This window comes from Snodgrassella sp. W6238H11 (assembly GCF_016100525.1).
In the GTDB taxonomy this organism is placed as follows: Bacteria; Pseudomonadota; Gammaproteobacteria; order Burkholderiales; family Neisseriaceae; genus Snodgrassella; species Snodgrassella alvi.
The window spans coordinates 316697-332166 of record NZ_JACFSH010000002.1 but is presented as its reverse complement, the minus strand read 5'-3'; the positions used below and the strand labels follow the sequence as shown (position 1 = coordinate 332166).

12 protein-coding genes are annotated in these 15470 nt (G+C 43.7%); 9 read left to right on the top strand and 3 right to left on the bottom strand.

Translation table 11 applies throughout. The features are described from left to right. Positions 1 to 301: 301 nt before the first annotated feature. The 9 genes from H3V00_RS04980 to hrpA all read left to right on the top strand — a co-directional run bounded on the left by H3V00_RS04980 (position 302) and on the right by hrpA (position 13044). Positions 302 to 2530 carry a FepA family TonB-dependent siderophore receptor gene (locus tag H3V00_RS04980; protein WP_198206905.1) on the top strand — a complete coding sequence of 743 codons (2229 nt, stop codon included), beginning with the start codon at positions 302 to 304 and terminating at the stop codon, positions 2528 to 2530. 315 nt (positions 2531 to 2845) lie between these two features. After that, positions 2846 to 3787 (top strand): alpha/beta hydrolase, encoded by a 942-nt coding sequence (locus H3V00_RS04975; protein WP_198206906.1) that lies wholly within the window; start codon positions 2846 to 2848, stop codon positions 3785 to 3787. A 1-nt stretch (position 3788) separates the two neighbouring features. Then, the gene (locus H3V00_RS04970; protein WP_198206907.1) at positions 3789 to 4595 is read left to right on the top strand and encodes a siderophore-interacting protein; all 807 of its coding nucleotides are present in this window, start codon (positions 3789 to 3791) and stop codon (positions 4593 to 4595) included. A gap of 81 nt (positions 4596 to 4676) precedes the next feature. Continuing rightward, positions 4677 to 5645 (top strand): siderophore ABC transporter substrate-binding protein, encoded by a 969-nt coding sequence (locus H3V00_RS04965; RefSeq protein ID WP_198206908.1) that lies wholly within the window; start codon positions 4677 to 4679, stop codon positions 5643 to 5645. 92 nt (positions 5646 to 5737) lie between these two features. Next, on the top strand, positions 5738 to 6706 hold the full coding sequence (locus H3V00_RS04960) for an ABC transporter permease (RefSeq protein WP_198186271.1): 969 nt from the start codon (positions 5738 to 5740) through the stop codon (positions 6704 to 6706). A 7-nt stretch (positions 6707 to 6713) separates the two neighbouring features. Next, entirely contained in the window at positions 6714 to 7670 is a 957-nt protein-coding gene (locus H3V00_RS04955; RefSeq protein ID WP_198207167.1) for an iron chelate uptake ABC transporter family permease subunit, read from the top strand. A 59-nt stretch (positions 7671 to 7729) separates the two neighbouring features. Next, positions 7730 to 8488, top strand: coding sequence for an ABC transporter ATP-binding protein (locus tag H3V00_RS04950; protein ID WP_096765594.1), 759 nt, complete (start codon positions 7730 to 7732; stop codon positions 8486 to 8488). A gap of 11 nt (positions 8489 to 8499) precedes the next feature. Beyond that, on the top strand, positions 8500 to 8739 hold the full coding sequence (locus tag H3V00_RS04945; protein ID WP_037475112.1) for a hypothetical protein: 240 nt from the start codon (positions 8500 to 8502) through the stop codon (positions 8737 to 8739). Positions 8740 to 9021: 282 nt separating this feature from the next. After that, a complete protein-coding gene (hrpA, locus tag H3V00_RS04940) occupies positions 9022 to 13044 on the top strand; it encodes an ATP-dependent RNA helicase HrpA (protein WP_198206909.1) in 4023 nt (1340 codons plus the stop codon). Between the two features lie 77 nt (positions 13045 to 13121). Here hrpA and H3V00_RS04935 read toward each other — a convergent pair whose 3' ends face one another. The 3 genes from H3V00_RS04935 to H3V00_RS04925 all read right to left on the bottom strand — a co-directional run bounded on the left by H3V00_RS04935 (position 13122) and on the right by H3V00_RS04925 (position 15442). Next, positions 13122 to 13544, bottom strand: coding sequence for a hypothetical protein (locus H3V00_RS04935; RefSeq protein WP_198206910.1), 423 nt, complete (start codon positions 13542 to 13544; stop codon positions 13122 to 13124). Then, the gene (locus H3V00_RS04930) at positions 13531 to 14232 is read right to left on the bottom strand and encodes a phosphoadenosine phosphosulfate reductase (RefSeq protein ID WP_096765590.1); all 702 of its coding nucleotides are present in this window, start codon (positions 14230 to 14232) and stop codon (positions 13531 to 13533) included. Before H3V00_RS04930 ends, H3V00_RS04935 begins: the two co-directional genes overlap by 14 nt. A 742-nt stretch (positions 14233 to 14974) precedes the next feature. Continuing rightward, positions 14975 to 15442 (bottom strand): YcxB family protein, encoded by a 468-nt coding sequence (locus H3V00_RS04925; protein ID WP_198206911.1) that lies wholly within the window; start codon positions 15440 to 15442, stop codon positions 14975 to 14977. Positions 15443 to 15470: the final 28 nt, after the last annotated feature.

Below are 15470 nucleotides of genomic sequence, written 5' to 3'. Positions count from 1 at the left end.
TCAAATTACATTTTCTGCTGAATATCCAGCCTAAAACAAAATTTTCTGTCAATTTCTTTTAAATAAATTAATTTCTTAATTTATCAATATACATTTCTCATCATCTCACTGAATAGATTATTTGCCAAATGTGTCAAATTTTGTCACATTAAACTGAATTATGTAAGTACCGATAGTTATTATACTGATTAAGTATGAATTTGTATTTTTGTTTAATCAGTACGGTTTTAGTTGAAAATAATAATGGTATTCATTATTATTCGCAGATTTATCAATTTTTCTCTTTTCGTAGCTCAATAGTATGTCTGATCACCCTTTTCCTTCTTTTAAACTGGCATTGATTCCGTTCATTCTTTTTACCGGCAGCACTGTTTATGCTCAGGATAATACAGCAAAGCTGGACGATATTTACGTCACCGCCGAACAGCAGGTTAAACAGTCTCTCGGCGTTTCTAAACTTGATAGTCAGGATATTGAACGCAAAACACCGGTCAATGATATTTCTGAGCTGGTGCGTACGATGCCCGGCGTTAATCTGACTGGTAATACTGCTTCCGGTCAGCATGGAAATAAACGCCAGATTGATATTCGCGGAATGGGTCCAGAAAATACCTTAATACTGATTGACGGCCGGCCGGTTACTTCGCGCAACAGTGCACGCATGAGCTGGCGCGGTGAGCGTGACACCATTGGCGACAGCAATTGGGTACCGGCAGCAGAAATTCAATCAATTGAAGTTATTCGCGGACCAGCTGCCGCACGCTATGGTTCTGGTGCAGCTGGCGGTGTAGTGAACATTGTGACAAAAAAAGTCAGTAATGAGTTTCACGGTTCTATTAATGCGTTTATGAATTTGCCGGCAGATAAAGAAGAAGGCGATACACATCGTATCGGCTTTGATTTGTCCGGTCCGGTTATTAAAGATGTACTCGGCTTCCGCATATATGGCAATCTGAACAGTACTGATGCGGATTCACCATTCATTAATCAGCGTTCGAATGATAAAGGCAGCAAATCGCTGGCTGCCGGACAGGAAGGTCTGATTAATAAAGATATTGGCGGACGGCTGGCATGGCGCCTGTCTCCGGCACAAACTTTGACACTGGATACTACCTACAGCCGGCAGGGCAATCGTTATAACGGTGATGGTCCCAATAATGTACAGACTGATTACACCCAAAGTTTATATGGTAAGGAAACCCGCCGAGTATACCGCCAGAGTTTTGCACTGACTCATGAAGGTATATGGGATTGGGGCGACAGCAAGCTGGTAGCACAATACGATAAAACTACCAACAGCCACTGCTCTGAAGCGCTGTCAGGTGGTCCTGAAGGCTTGTGTCAGGATTTGGGCAGCAAAGATATTACTTATAAAGACAGTACACTGACAACAAAACGTCTGACGGGTGAAATACACTTTCCGTTTACATTAGGTATGTCCCACGTGGTGACTATGGGTGCAGAATATCAGCACGATAAACTGGATGATCCGGATGGTCTGCGCCGTATACCTCTTCCCGGGGCAGTTTATCCGGCTCCTGCCAACCACACACCGTCACTAAGCAGCTGGGCCGGCTATGTGGAAGACAATATCAGCCTGACCGACTATTTAAAACTGGTACCAATGCTGCGCTATGATCACAATAATAAAACGGGCGGCAATGTCAGCCCCGGAGTTAATCTGTCATGGCAACTTCATCCGAACTGGCTGATTAAAGGCGGAATAGCACGTGCCTACAAAGTTCCGAATCTGTACCAGAGTACAGACAGTTATATGCTGTACAGCAAAGGCAATGGTTGTGCCACCTCTTCCGGAAGCGGCCGTGGCTGCTATCTGATAGGTAACAGTAATCTCAAACCGGAAACCAGTATTAATAAAGAATTGGGTTTTGAATTTAATAAAAACGGTTATCTGGCTTCTCTGGCTTATTTCCGCAATGATTACAAAAATAAGATTGAAGCCGGCCGGCAGATTATATTCACGGATAGTACTGGCACGAACTCTCGCTCGGGCGGATATGACTATTTTGAATGGACCAATACCCGCAAAGCGCTGGTAGAAGGACTGGAAGGCAATTTAACCCTGCCTTTTTCAAGTAAATGGAAATGGGTAAACAATTTTACTTATATGTTTAACTCCAAAAATAAGGAAACCGGCAATCCTTTATCTGTCATACCTAAATATACGATTAATTCGTCTCTGGCCTGGAATCCTGCTGAAAAATGGGACACATTACTTACCTATACTTATTATGGTCGCCAGAAACCGCGCACAGTACCGGTAAATCCTGTTGAGGCAGGTATCGGTAACGGAGGAAAAGGAACTACCGGTTTGAGCGGAGAAGAAATCGGCAGTTATGGTATCTGGGGTATTTCCGCCGGCTACGCTGTAAATAAAAATATTAATATCAGAGCCGGAATGTCAAATATATTCAATAAACGTATCTACGCCTCTACACTGCGCGGCACTGCGTATACATACAATGAACGCGGCAGAGCAGTATGGGGCAGTATGAAAGTTTCTTTCTGATGCTTTCTGTGAACAGGCTGCCATTCGGGCAGCCTGTTTTTTATAAACAAATTATTTTTCACCGTGACTTATCCATCAATTTCAGTTACTATCATAAATAGTAATGATTATTGTTTACGTATAATAAGCAACTTTATTAAGTAAACAGACATAGGTTATTCAATCTAACTGTACTTTAACCAAACCACTTTATCCGGCAATATTTTTAACTGGTATTCGATTAATTTTACCATGCAGAAACAAAATCTTACCGCACATCCGTTCTGTTGTCTCCATATGTTCTGTAACACCAATCAACTGACGGAAAGATTAAATATGCGCCAGATTATTATTTTTCTTTTATTGTTTTTTACGGCCTTAATCTTGCACAACACAGCCAAAGCTCAGCCTAATCTGAATGAACCAGCTAATTTTGCTGCATTAAAGCAATCAGACAGCGGCTATCTGTTTAATACGCTTGCGTTTACTTCTGCAGACGGACAGCGTCATTACCGGGTTTATATAGCAGCTCCCGAACGTAAAGTCCCTGCAGGAGGTTTTCCTGCTTTCTATATTCTGGACGGAAATGCTGCACTGGATTTTCTTACGCCGGAAAATATGCGGGCACTGTCTGCACAACCTCAGCCTCCGGTGCTGGTACTGATCGGCTATGCCACAGATAAACGCTTTGATGCGCAGGCACGGACCTACGATTACACCATTGCGCCGGACAATGACAATACCGATCCTCTTGATTCAACCAGAATAAACGGCGGGGCTGATATATTTCTGGATTTAATTCAGAATGAAATTATGCCGGCAGTAAATCAACAGGTTCGGATTAATTCCAATGCACAAACTCTGTGGGGGCACTCTTACGGCGGGCTGATGGTTATGCATACTTTGTTTACTCAGCCTAATCTTTTTCAGCACTATATTGCTGCCGATCCGTCCGTCTGGTTACACGGCGATCTGTTACAGCAGGAAGCTGAAACCATGCTTAAACGTCAGGTGGCTTTTTCCGGCAGCAGTCTGTGGGTTTTAAGCAGCAAACTCAAAGCCGGTAAATTACCGAAAAATCCTCAGGCGGCCGCACGTATTCGCATACGCAATGAGCATACAGCCAGATATGCCGGTCTGATTAACAAACTCATTAACGAATTAGAGCAAAAAACTGATTTAACTATCAGATATGAGCATTATCCGCAGGAAAATCATGGCAGCCTGTTTGGCAAAAGCCTGCAGCAGGCATTATTTTATCCAGTAATCAGGCAATAAAATGAATAAACGTTCACCACATCAGGCTTATCTGACACGCGTTCAGGATATTATCGATCTGAGCCCGAATTTACGCCGGCTGGTTTTGCATAGTCCGGAGCTGACCGATTATCCGCATCAGTATAATGGTGCCCATATCAAAATATTTCTGGCACCGGATGGTCAGATAACACCGCAATTACCCCAGTTTTCCGGTCATGGTTTTAATTGGACTGAGCCGGATAATAAACCGATTGTGCGTACCTATACTATTCGCAATTATGATGCACAGACGTGTACGGTAAGTATTGATTTTGTCAAACACGGAGACACCGGACCCGCTTCATCTTTTGCCGAGCATGCTCAGGCTGGAGATATTCTTGGAATCTCTTCCCCCGGCGGGCCGAATCCGATGCTGAAAACAGCGACACGCTATTTATTTGCCGGTGATATTACAGCTCTTCCGGCAATTGAATCTCTGCTGGCAGATATTGCCGCAGATGCGAGCGGTGACGTTGTGCTGTTATTACCGCAGGCAGAAGATCTGCCAGCATCACTCCCGTTACCTGAAAAAATGCATCTGCATACCTTTTTTGGTGATTTGAGCCAGATTCCTGCTGTAGTAGAGCATATAAGCAGTTTTGCCCCGTTGAATGATGATGACTTTGCCTGGGTTGCCGGTGAAGCAGCACTGATTAAGTCACTGCGTGAATTGCTGTGTACACAGTGGCAATTACCGCCTCAGCGCCATTATGCTGTCCCCTACTGGCGTCAGGGAGAAAATGAAGATAGTTATCATGAAACACGACACAGATTTATTGATAAATAGATACCTGCTCAAGAAAATTAACTTTAGCCTTGTTCAGGCGGTATAATTAATGCAAACGATAATGATAGGAAATACTGAAAAATGATTAAATCTTGCTGGAAACCTCTTGCTTTGTCTGTTTTAACTTTGTCTCTGCTTTCTGCCTGTGGTGAAAAAAACAATGAGAATCACACTGCCAGTAATGCTTCGTCTGCTGCTGCAACTGCTGTTAACGGACCAACAGTGACAATAAATACTGCCCGCGGAGAAATAACCGTACCGGAGAATCCGTCTAAAGTCGTGGTATTTGATATGGCTACACTGGATGATTTACAGGCATTGAAGGTGCCGGTTATCGGTGCCCCGAAAAAAGTGCTGGTACCGTATCTGCAGCAAACTCTGGAAACGGTAAACAATACCGGTACTTTATTTGAACCGGATATGGAAGCACTTAATGCACTGAAACCACAGCTTATTATTATCGCCGGTCGTACCGCTCCGAAATATGATGAACTCGCGGCTCTTGCTCCCACTATCGATATGTCTGACAGCGGACAGGATTTAATTGGCGATGGCATGAAAATGCTTGATAGCTACGGTAAGCTGTTTAAGAAAGAAGCAGAAGCGAAAAAATTGCATGATGATATCCAGAATCTGCTTAATGAAACTCAGCAGGCAGCCAAAGGAAAAGGCACTGGTCTGATTCTGATGGTTAATGCCGGCAAACTTTCAGCATTTGGTTCTTCTTCTCGCTTTGGCTGGATTCATACTCAGGTTGGCGTACCGGCTGCAGATACCAGCATTCCGGCTTCTCCGCATGGTCAGTCTGTCTCTTTCGAATACGTGCAGAAAATCAATCCGGACTGGTTATTCGTTATTGACCGTACTGCTGCCATCGGCGAAGAAGGTAAAACCGCTCAGGCTGTACTGAATAATGATCTGGTACGTCAGTCTAAAGCATGGAAAGAAGGTCACATTATTTATCTGAGCAGCGCATCTTATCTGGCCGCAGGCGGTGTACAGCAAATGAAAACTGATCTGACCAATATTAAAGCGGCAATGTCACACTAAGCCGGAGTTTTATTCACGATAATCAGGTTTCGCTATGCTGCATAAATATGCAGTATTAGCGTAAACCTGTTGTCTGTATTTTTTTCTGTCATATGCTTCGTTCCTCTCAGATTAATGCAATCAATTTTTTGCTGTTACCTATTTTACTGATTATCAGCATTAGTATTGGTGCAGCTTCTTTTCATTGGGGTGATCTGTTTATCAGTAGTGATACCCGTTCTTTGCTTTTGTATAGCCGTCTACCCCGTTCTCTGGCGATCATTCTCACCGGAGCCACACTGGCCGTAGCGGGTATGGTGTTACAGATAGTATTGCGCAATCGTTTTCTGGAACCGGGTATGGTTGGTGCTACCCAAAGTGCAGCACTTGGGGTATTACTGGTCTCCATCTGGTTGCCGCAGGCCAGTCAGCTGACCAAAATGAGCTGCGCCAGTCTGGCTGCTTTGCTGGGGATGACGCTGTTTTTATTTTTATTTCGGCGTCTGCCTGCACACCGGCAACTGATGATTCCGCTAATCGGCATAATCTATGGCAGTATTATTGAAGCACTGGTGAATTTTATCGGCGTGGAAACCAATACCCTGCAATTGCTGGCGGTGTGGTTTGCCGGTGATTTTTCTGCAGTACTCGCCGGACGTTACGAATTGCTGTGGATTACCGGTCTGATGACATTAGTTATTTATTTTCTGGCTGACCGGCTTACCATTGCCGGACTGGGACAGAATATCAGCACCAGCCTCGGTATCAATTATGCACAAATGATGTGGATTTCCCTGATTACCGTAGCCATGATTACTGCCATTGTCGTGGTAACAGTCGGACAGATTCCTTTTATCGGGCTGGTAGTGCCTAATATTATTTCCCGGCTGGCAGGTGACCGTTTACGTCAGAATCTGCCCGCAGTTGCACTACTGGGTGCCAACGCTCTGCTGATCTGTGACATTATCGGCCGCACTATCGACCCGCCTTATGAAATACCGGTGTCTCTGATTTTCGGTATCGTCGGAACCGTGATTTTCCTGTATTTGCTGTTTAGAAAGCCTTCTGTACATGCAGTTTAATTCCACCATGCCGTCACACCGCTCCGGTGCACGTTTTTTCGGTGTGCTCGGTATTCTGTTAATTATTGCCAGTATTCTGTTTATGACATATGGCGTTAAAGGAAGCTGGGATTTTGTGTTGCAACTGCGCGGTAAAAAGCTGCTGATGCTGCTTACTGTTGCCTACGCAGTTGGTGTATCCACTTTACTTTTCCAGACATTGACCCATAACCCTATTCTTACACCGGGATTACTTGGCTACGATTCGCTTTATCTGTTACTGCAAACCATTACTTTGTTTGTATTCGGTGCAGTGGGATTCACCAGTATGAGTGTGCTGAGCAAATTTGTTATCGAAGCACCCATAATGATGGTTGCCTCGCTCCTGCTGTTTCGCACTTTAACCCGGAACAGTAACGGTGACTTGGCTCGACTGATACTCACCGGTATGATTTTCGGAGTCATGTTTCGTAGTTTCAATAGTCTGTTGCAACGCCTGATTGACCCTACTCTGTTTACGGTTGCTCAAACCAGTTATTTTGCCCAGTTTACCTCCGTCAATGTCACCATGCTGATTATCGGCATGAGTATCATGCTGTTCAGTACAGTCTGGATCTGGCGGATGCGCTATCAGCTCGATGTTCTAATGCTCGGACGCAATGCCTCTATAGCACTGGGTATTAACTATGGACGGCTGAGCCACAGCATTTTGTTATGGATTGCTCTGCTGGTTTCAGTTTCCACTGCACTGGTCGGTCCGGTCAGTTTTTTCGGTTTACTGATATGTGCACTGGTTAATACCTGCACCCCCGATATGAAACATCAACTGCGGCTGCCGGCAGCATTTCTGGTTGCGGCACTGGTACTGGTCAGCGGCCAGCTGATATTTGAGCAGCTGCTTGGTATGCAGGGCGTACTGAGTGCGGTTATTGAATTTTGCGGCGGCATTGTGTTTCTGTGGCTGGTATTAAAACGCAAACGCTAAGCTGCAACAGTAGCTTTTTATCATCACCATTTTTTGCACCGATTTAACCTGACAGCATTATGATTACCATAAAAAATGTTAACCACCACATCAACGGTACACCCATTCTCCGCGATATTAATCTTGATATTCCAGATAAAAGCATTACTGCGCTGATTGGTCCCAATGGTGCAGGTAAATCTACATTGTTCTCGCTGATTGCCCGCCTGCAACCTTTACAGGAAGGCAATATCCATATTGATGAACTTGAAGTCAGCCACAGCAAATCAACTGCCATAGCCAGAAAACTGGCTATATTGTCGCAAGAGAACAACATACAGAGCCGTATTACCGTACGTGACTTATTACTGTTTGGCCGCTATCCGCATAATCAAGGACGCATCACAGCAGAAGACCAGCAAATTGTTGATCAGGCTTTACAGCGCTTTGAGCTGGAACCATTGCAACAGCGTTATCTTAGTGCACTTTCCGGCGGACAGCGCCAGCGCGCACTGGTAGCCATGACTTTCTGCCAGCAAACCAAACATGTTATTCTTGATGAACCGCTTAACAATCTGGATATGTATCATGCACGTGAGCTGATGCGTTTATTACACCAGCTGACCAGTGAACAGGGGCTGGCTACCATTATGGTGGTTCACGACATCAACATGGCAGCAGCCTATGCTGACCATATTGTTGCTCTTAAAGACGGGCAGATTGTTATGCAAGGTACACCAGAAGATATTATTACTGTAGACCATATTCAAACAATATTTAATCTGGATACAGAAGTTGTCAGCCATAAAGGGAAACCTCTTGTTATCCATCACTTCTAGCAGGCTTTATTATGCAAAACAATAATACCCCCGGTTCACGCAAAATGACGGGGCTGATTACTGCCATGATTGCTTTGTTTGTCGTACTGGCTGCATGGTTTATCTGGCTGTTTTTGGGAGATGATGCTGCCGTACGGATGTCAATGGCACGGATTATGCTTATTTTTATGGGGCTGGTGTGTACTTTTCTGTTTGGCGTATTTATTATGATTGGCGCGAAAATCTGGCGCCGGCAACACCCGCATCACTAAAAACGCATAGATTCAAAGCCAAAAGCCAAACTGAAAGTTATGCTATTCTGCATAACTTAGTACCAGCGTGTTTATTAAAATAATTTTCCTGCTGCTTTCCTGCCCAGACTTAATAATTATTCCGCATAGCAATCAAAAATCTGTATTCTTATTATCTGGTTATTCATCTATATCCTTATCTGATTCTGAGATATAAATCTGCCATGGAATGCCTGTAAAAAAGCAGTTTTGGCAGATTTGGTATAATACACACACTACTAATTTTCCGGCAATCTCTGTGCCATGTCTGTATACGAACTTAACCAAATCCTGAGTAAAGACCGCTATTACCTGTATCGAGCCTGTAAAAATCCTGCCCGTTTCGGTGGCGAGGAAAAAGTAAACAGCCGTTACCAGCGCTCTCATCAGGCTTATCTGCAACGTCTGGCCGGACTGCCTGTACCCGAATACGATAACACTTTGCCTGTGCATGAAAGACGCGAAGAAATCAAGCAGGCAATCAGTCAGCATCAGGTCGTAATCGTTTGTGGTGAAACCGGTTCCGGTAAAACCACCCAGTTACCGAAAATCTGTCTTGAGCTAGGCCGAGGTGTAGCCGGACTGATTGGTCACACTCAGCCAAGGCGGCTGGCCGCACGCTCAGTAGCTGAACGAATTGCTGAAGAACTGCATAGCCGGATCGGACAGCATGTCGGCTATAAAGTGCGCTTCAATGACAAAACCGCGCCGGAAAGCTACATCAAGCTGATGACTGACGGCATTTTGCTGGCAGAAAGCCAGACTGACCGCTTTCTCAGTGCTTACGATACCATCATCATTGATGAAGCGCATGAACGCAGCCTGAACATTGATTTTCTGCTTGGTTATCTCAAACAACTGCTGCCACGGCGCCCGGACCTGAAAGTCATCATTACCTCAGCTACGATTGATGCCGAACGTTTTAGTAAACATTTCACACAGAACGGTGTAGCAGCACCGGTGATTGAAGTATCCGGACGTACCTATCCCGTAGAAGTACGTTACCGTCCGTTGCACACCACAGATGCAGACGAAGCTGAAATAGAAATCAATGATGCCATTGTCGATGCCGCAGATGAGCTGGCACGAGAAGGTGAAGGTGATATTCTGATTTTTCTGCCGGGTGAAAGAGAAATTCGCGAAGCAGCACATGCATTACAGCAATCACCTTTGCGTCGCAATGATGAGATTCTGCCTCTATTTGCACGCCTGTCAGCAGCCGAACAGCATAAAATCTTTCATCCCAATAGTCGTCAGCGGCGTATCGTACTGGCTACCAATGTTGCCGAGACCTCACTCACCGTACCCGGTATCCGTTATGTTATCGATACCGGACTGGCACGGGTAAAGCGCTATTCAGCCCGGGCTAAAGTCGAACAACTGCATATCGAACCTATCAGTCAGGCTGCGGCTCATCAGCGCGCCGGCCGTTGCGGTCGCGTTGCCGCCGGTATCTGTATACGCCTCTACAGCGAACAAGATTTTAATCAGCGCCCTGCCTTTACAGATCCGGAAATTATCCGCAGTAATCTGGCGGCTGTAATCCTGCGCATGATCAGCCTGAAACTCGGCGATGTTAATGCATTCCCCTTTCTCGAAGCACCTAACCAGCGCTATATCAATGACGGCTATCAGGTATTGCTCGAACTGGGCGCAGTAAATGAACATAATCAGCTAAGCAAACTTGGTGAGCAAATGGCACGTCTGCCAGTAGACCCGCGTATTAGCCGCATGCTGCTGGCGGGGAAACGCTTGCAATGCGTTGCCGAAATGCTGGTTATTGTGGCTGCGCTGTCGATTCAGGATCCGCGTGAACGACCAATGGAAGCTCGTGAAGCTGCTGCCAAAGCACATGAACGTTTTAACGATAAGCAGTCGGATTTTCTCGCCTATCTGAATATCTGGGATTCCTATCAGCGCGAACGTGACAAAGGGTTATCCAATCGTCAGATGGTGCAGTGGTGTCATCAATATTTTCTTTCTCATCTGCGTATGCGCGAATGGCGCGAGCTGCATCACCAGCTGGCACAAATTGCCATAGATATGGAACTTACCGATAAGGCCGGAGCTTACCGGCAATTACCGGACAATCATTCCCAGCCAGCCATAACTGACAATAGTGATCAGGATTTATCCGCAAAACTCAAACGGCAGCAAATCGTCCGCCGGCAGCAGCGTCAGCAACGGCAACAGGTAAAAGAAGCCAGCTACGAACAAATTCACCGTGCTCTGCTGACCGGACTAATAGCCAATGTCGGACTGAAAAGCCCCGAAGGCCACGACTATACCGGTGCACGAGGAATTCATTTTCACCTTTTTCCGGCATCCGCTCTGTTTAAAAGTAAGCCTAAATGGATTATTGCTGCTGAGCTAACCGAGACCTCACGACTATATGCCCGTGATGTCGGCAAGATTGAACCGGAATGGATTGAAAGCGAAGTACCTCATCTTCTGCGCTATCATTATTTTGAACCCCACTGGGAACAGAAACGCGGTGAAGTGGTGGCCAGTGAACGCATCACTCTTTACGGTCTCACTGTTTTGCCCCGCCGCCCGGTTGCCTATGGGCGCATCAATGCCAAAGAAGCACGCGAAATCTTTATTCGCAGTGCACTGGTAGCGCAGGAATGCGATCTTAAAGCAGCTTTTTTCCGGCATAACCATCAACTGATCGAAGAAATCACCGAACTGGAACATAAATCACGCCGGCAGGATGTACTGGTAGATGAAGAAGCACTGTTCAGTTTCTACGACCAGCGTCTGCCGGCAAATGTAGAAAACAAAGGTCGTATTCTGCCGCTGGCTGATATCCGTACCTTTGAAATGTGGCGTAAACAGGCTGAGGCAGAAAATCCGAAACTATTGTATCTGAGCCGTGACGACCTGATGCAACATGCAGCCAGTAATGTTACTGAAAGCCAGTTTCCGGAATACCTTGATACTACAGACGGTCGCTGTGCGCTCAGCTACCGTTTCGAACCCCATCATCCGTTTGACGGTGTCACTATAGCTGTGCCTCTGCCACTGCTTAACCGCATCAATGCATCCAGACTGGAATGGCTGGTTCCCGGCATGATTCGAGAAAAGCTGCAGTTACTGATAAAAGCTTTACCCAAACAAATTCGCCGGATCTGCGTGCCTGTACCTGATTTCATCACTACATTTCTCAGCAATCATCCCGATATCAATGCGCCTTTACTGCCTCAGCTGGCACATGCCATTGCCCGTCAGGCCGGAGACATGCGTCTGCTTAACCAGATAGACGTCGAACACTGGCAAACCCAGCAACTGCCGGCACATTGTTATTTCAATATTCAGGTGATTGATGACAGCGGCACAGAACTGGCCAGCGGTCGTGATCTTATCAGCCTTCAACAGCAGCTCGGACAGGCGGCTGCAGTTACTTTCCGTGACAACAGCAATGAGTTTGAGCGAGATAACATTACCAGCTGGGATATAGGTAAACTACCGGAAAGCATCAAATTTGCCCGAGCTCAGCAACAGCTTACCGGCTATCTCGGCCTGCAACTGCAAAAAAACGGCAGTATTTCCCTGAGGCTGTTTGATACAGCGGCGGCTGCCGAACAGGCACACCGCAGCGGCGTACTTGCTCTGATGAGTCTGCAACTGAAAGAACAGGTTAAAGACCTGAATAAAGGTCTGCCCGACTTCACTCAAATCGCCATGCTGCTTAAACACCTGGGTACTGATACTTTGCGTGAAGACCTGACTCATGCCGTTCTGGATCGGGCTCTGATAGGTGAAGATGAACTGCCGCGTGATGAAAGAGCTTTTAAAGAACAGATAAAACGTGCCCGCAGCCGTTTACCGGCAGTTAAAGAAGCTGTTAATCAATATGCCCTGCAAACAGCGCAGGCTTATACTGAAGTCAGCAGCCATCTGGGTAAACACCCGTTAACCCCGCTTCTGCGTGAGCATCTGAACAGTCTGGTTTATCCGGGTTTTGCCAGTGCCACACCATGGCAGCAGTGGCCGCGCCTGCCGGTTTATCTGCAAGCCATGCTCAGACGTATGGATAAATACGGCAGTAATCCGGCACGTGATAATGCACGGGAAAACGACATTCAGGAACTTACTGATACCTGGCAAAAAAAAGTACAGCAATACCGGCAACAAAATCAGCCAGTACCTGCTGCCATTGCCGAATTCCGGTGGATGCTGGAAGAACTTCGCGTCTCCCTGTTTGCTCAGGAGCTGAAAACACCCTATCCGGTTTCAGCAAAACGTCTGAGCAAAGAATGGGATAAACGCACGGCTATTGTATAAATGTACTCAATAAAACAGCTCTGTTCAGAAAAACAGAGCTGTTATCCGGTTCCAACGGCAGTTATATGCACAGATTTCTATTTCTCTTTTTCTGCTAACTCCTGGAAATCTTTATCAATATAACCGGGCAAACGAAATCTCACTTCGCCAGGGGGTAGTTCAATACCCATTTTCTGTGCCAGTAACTGCCCGTCAATATACTTATTTTCAAAAACCGGTACTGTTATTTCACCAAGAAAAACCATCAACTGTTCATAGGTCTGAAAACAGACAGCACACCAGTATTCACTGTCAGTCACCCTTTGTCTGAGCTGCGCAGGATTTTTTTTAACCTGTTGAAATTCTTCTTTCAGCTCTCTCATCTGTTCTAATGCATCTGCATCTGTATTCCTGTCAGCATGCTTTGAACATGAAACTGGTTCGGATTTACCTCTCTGCCTTCCTCTGTTATAAACAGATTGTGCAGATACTTTAATTTTCATTGTTTTATCTTTTTCCATTAGCACATTCCCAGCGATAAATTTCTAAATCACACAGCGGAAAATACTCCAGAATTTTTCGGTAATCCTTCGGATAGAGTTCTTTAACAGGTAACAAAAAACGTAAATCCAGACTATCAAATGAGCAGCCAAACACCCTGTAATCACTTCCCAGCCTGATGTTATGCTGCTTAAAACAGCGGAGCAAATCCCCTTTTTTCCAGTCCCATACTGGATAATACTGACTCTGACTTTTCACAATCGATCCGTGTCTCTGCATACTCAGGCGCTGTTTGGAACTATGTTCCACTCTGGTACCATTCGCTACCGGTGTATTGGACGGTAAATTAAATTTTCTGCACATCATCCGGCGGATATCGGCAAAATCAAAATTCACCAAATTTGCCTTATCAATCACAGATATATTAGATGGTGGCTGAAAAACATGTGCACTGAGCATCTGATACAGTGCAGGATGCGGCAAACGGGTAATTTTGAAATTAAACTGGCGTTCATATAGATCAAGCTGTTCTTCTACAAATTCCAGCTCGGGCACCAGATACAAATAATAGGGATAAATCTCAGTAAAACTATCCCTGATTGCCAGATACGCAGCAACAGCATTCTTACCTGTGCTAAATGCCAGAATACTCTGACGATGATCACAGGCCACCTTCCGGACTGTTCTGGCTCCAGATAAAATAGCCATATTCGCAAAATTCCCTTATAAACCAATATTGCATAATCCAATCAGTATAGCCAAAATAAATTTAAATACTCAATATCTTACAATTACCCTAAAATATTAAAAAATATAAAAAATAGCTACATACTCATTAAAACAGCAATAAAAAAGCATAGCTAACCTTATTTGAATAAATTTATGTCTGGCATTCAGCTTATTATGCAAATAAATACCTAATGATATATCTGGTAAAGTTTTTATTTCCTGCTTCAACCAGCTTCTTGACACTAAAAGCTATTTCCCAGCACATATTAATAAGTCGGCTTATATAAAAAAATTAAAATAAAAATCAGTAATTTACAATATTAGACATTACATTAATTTCTGATTTAACATCATTCATAACACAGTTTTAAAAATATTTATATATATATCAAAACTATATTCAAAATATTTTGTATATTTCAGTAATAATAAGAAAATATTTGTAGACATAAATTAATTTGACTGATATTATTAATATCTGAATATCTAAGCTATTTATTTCCCTGACCCGGTCATTTTGTTTATAAGCTTTTCTCCTACATTCCGGCTTATAAATTTTTAAATGCCGGGTTCTTTTTTTATATATAGTCAGAAATCAATTTACATTACTAAAATTTTATTCTTTTTTATCTATTCTATTTTTCTCACTTCATTAAAAAACAGAATAAAAAAATTTCCTCATAAATAACTGTTAATTTTAAGTAAATTATTTGTGGTTTTTTTACAAATTAATCAAATTTTTATACTTTTGCTTTTTTATATAGGTATTACAATTTTCGAAGCAGGCATCAAACTCATCTTTACTGCTAAAGTCTTTTCTATCCAAATATATTAAACGTCTATATGATCTGATAGAGTTTTTTCTCTTTAAATACAAATAAATTCTATTGTGAAATTTAATTACTGAATAAAAATCCTGCCATTCAAAGCATGTCTTATTTCCTTTTTTTTCTTTTGTCAGGCACTCAGAAGTAATTTCAATAATATAATTGCCAAATCCTCCTATTTTTTCAAATTCATCCTTGATTTTAAATATCGGATAGAAAATAGTTATAATATTCAGAATTATCAGAGAAACTGTTATTCTATTTATATAAATATTATAAGCATCAATACCAATTACTATAATCAATATTGGAAGTGTCATAATAAAAGCATAAAAGGCTTTAGTATTTATTTTAATAATCATAGGATTAATCCGGTAAAAATAAATTTAT

Excerpts from the sequence above, each read along its gene's own strand:
- H3V00_RS04930 (WP_096765590.1), bottom strand. The coding sequence starts at position 14,232 with ATGGCTATTTTATCTGGAGCCAGAACAGTCCGGAAGGTGGCCTGTGAT.
- H3V00_RS04970 (WP_198206907.1), top strand. The coding sequence starts at position 3,789 with ATGAATAAACGTTCACCACATCAGGCTTATCTGACACGCGTTCAGGAT.
- H3V00_RS04980 (WP_198206905.1), top strand. The coding sequence starts at position 302 with ATGTCTGATCACCCTTTTCCTTCTTTTAAACTGGCATTGATTCCGTTC.
- H3V00_RS04955 (WP_198207167.1), top strand. The coding sequence starts at position 6,714 with ATGCCGTCACACCGCTCCGGTGCACGTTTTTTCGGTGTGCTCGGTATT.
- H3V00_RS04960 (WP_198186271.1), top strand. The coding sequence starts at position 5,738 with ATGCTTCGTTCCTCTCAGATTAATGCAATCAATTTTTTGCTGTTACCT.
- H3V00_RS04965 (WP_198206908.1), top strand. The coding sequence starts at position 4,677 with ATGATTAAATCTTGCTGGAAACCTCTTGCTTTGTCTGTTTTAACTTTG.
- hrpA (WP_198206909.1), top strand. The coding sequence starts at position 9,022 with ATGTCTGTATACGAACTTAACCAAATCCTGAGTAAAGACCGCTATTAC.
- H3V00_RS04925 (WP_198206911.1), bottom strand. The coding sequence starts at position 15,442 with ATGATTATTAAAATAAATACTAAAGCCTTTTATGCTTTTATTATGACA.
- H3V00_RS04945 (WP_037475112.1), top strand. The coding sequence starts at position 8,500 with ATGCAAAACAATAATACCCCCGGTTCACGCAAAATGACGGGGCTGATT.
- H3V00_RS04935 (WP_198206910.1), bottom strand. The coding sequence starts at position 13,544 with ATGGAAAAAGATAAAACAATGAAAATTAAAGTATCTGCACAATCTGTT.
- H3V00_RS04975 (WP_198206906.1), top strand. The coding sequence starts at position 2,846 with ATGCGCCAGATTATTATTTTTCTTTTATTGTTTTTTACGGCCTTAATC.
- H3V00_RS04950 (WP_096765594.1), top strand. The coding sequence starts at position 7,730 with ATGATTACCATAAAAAATGTTAACCACCACATCAACGGTACACCCATT.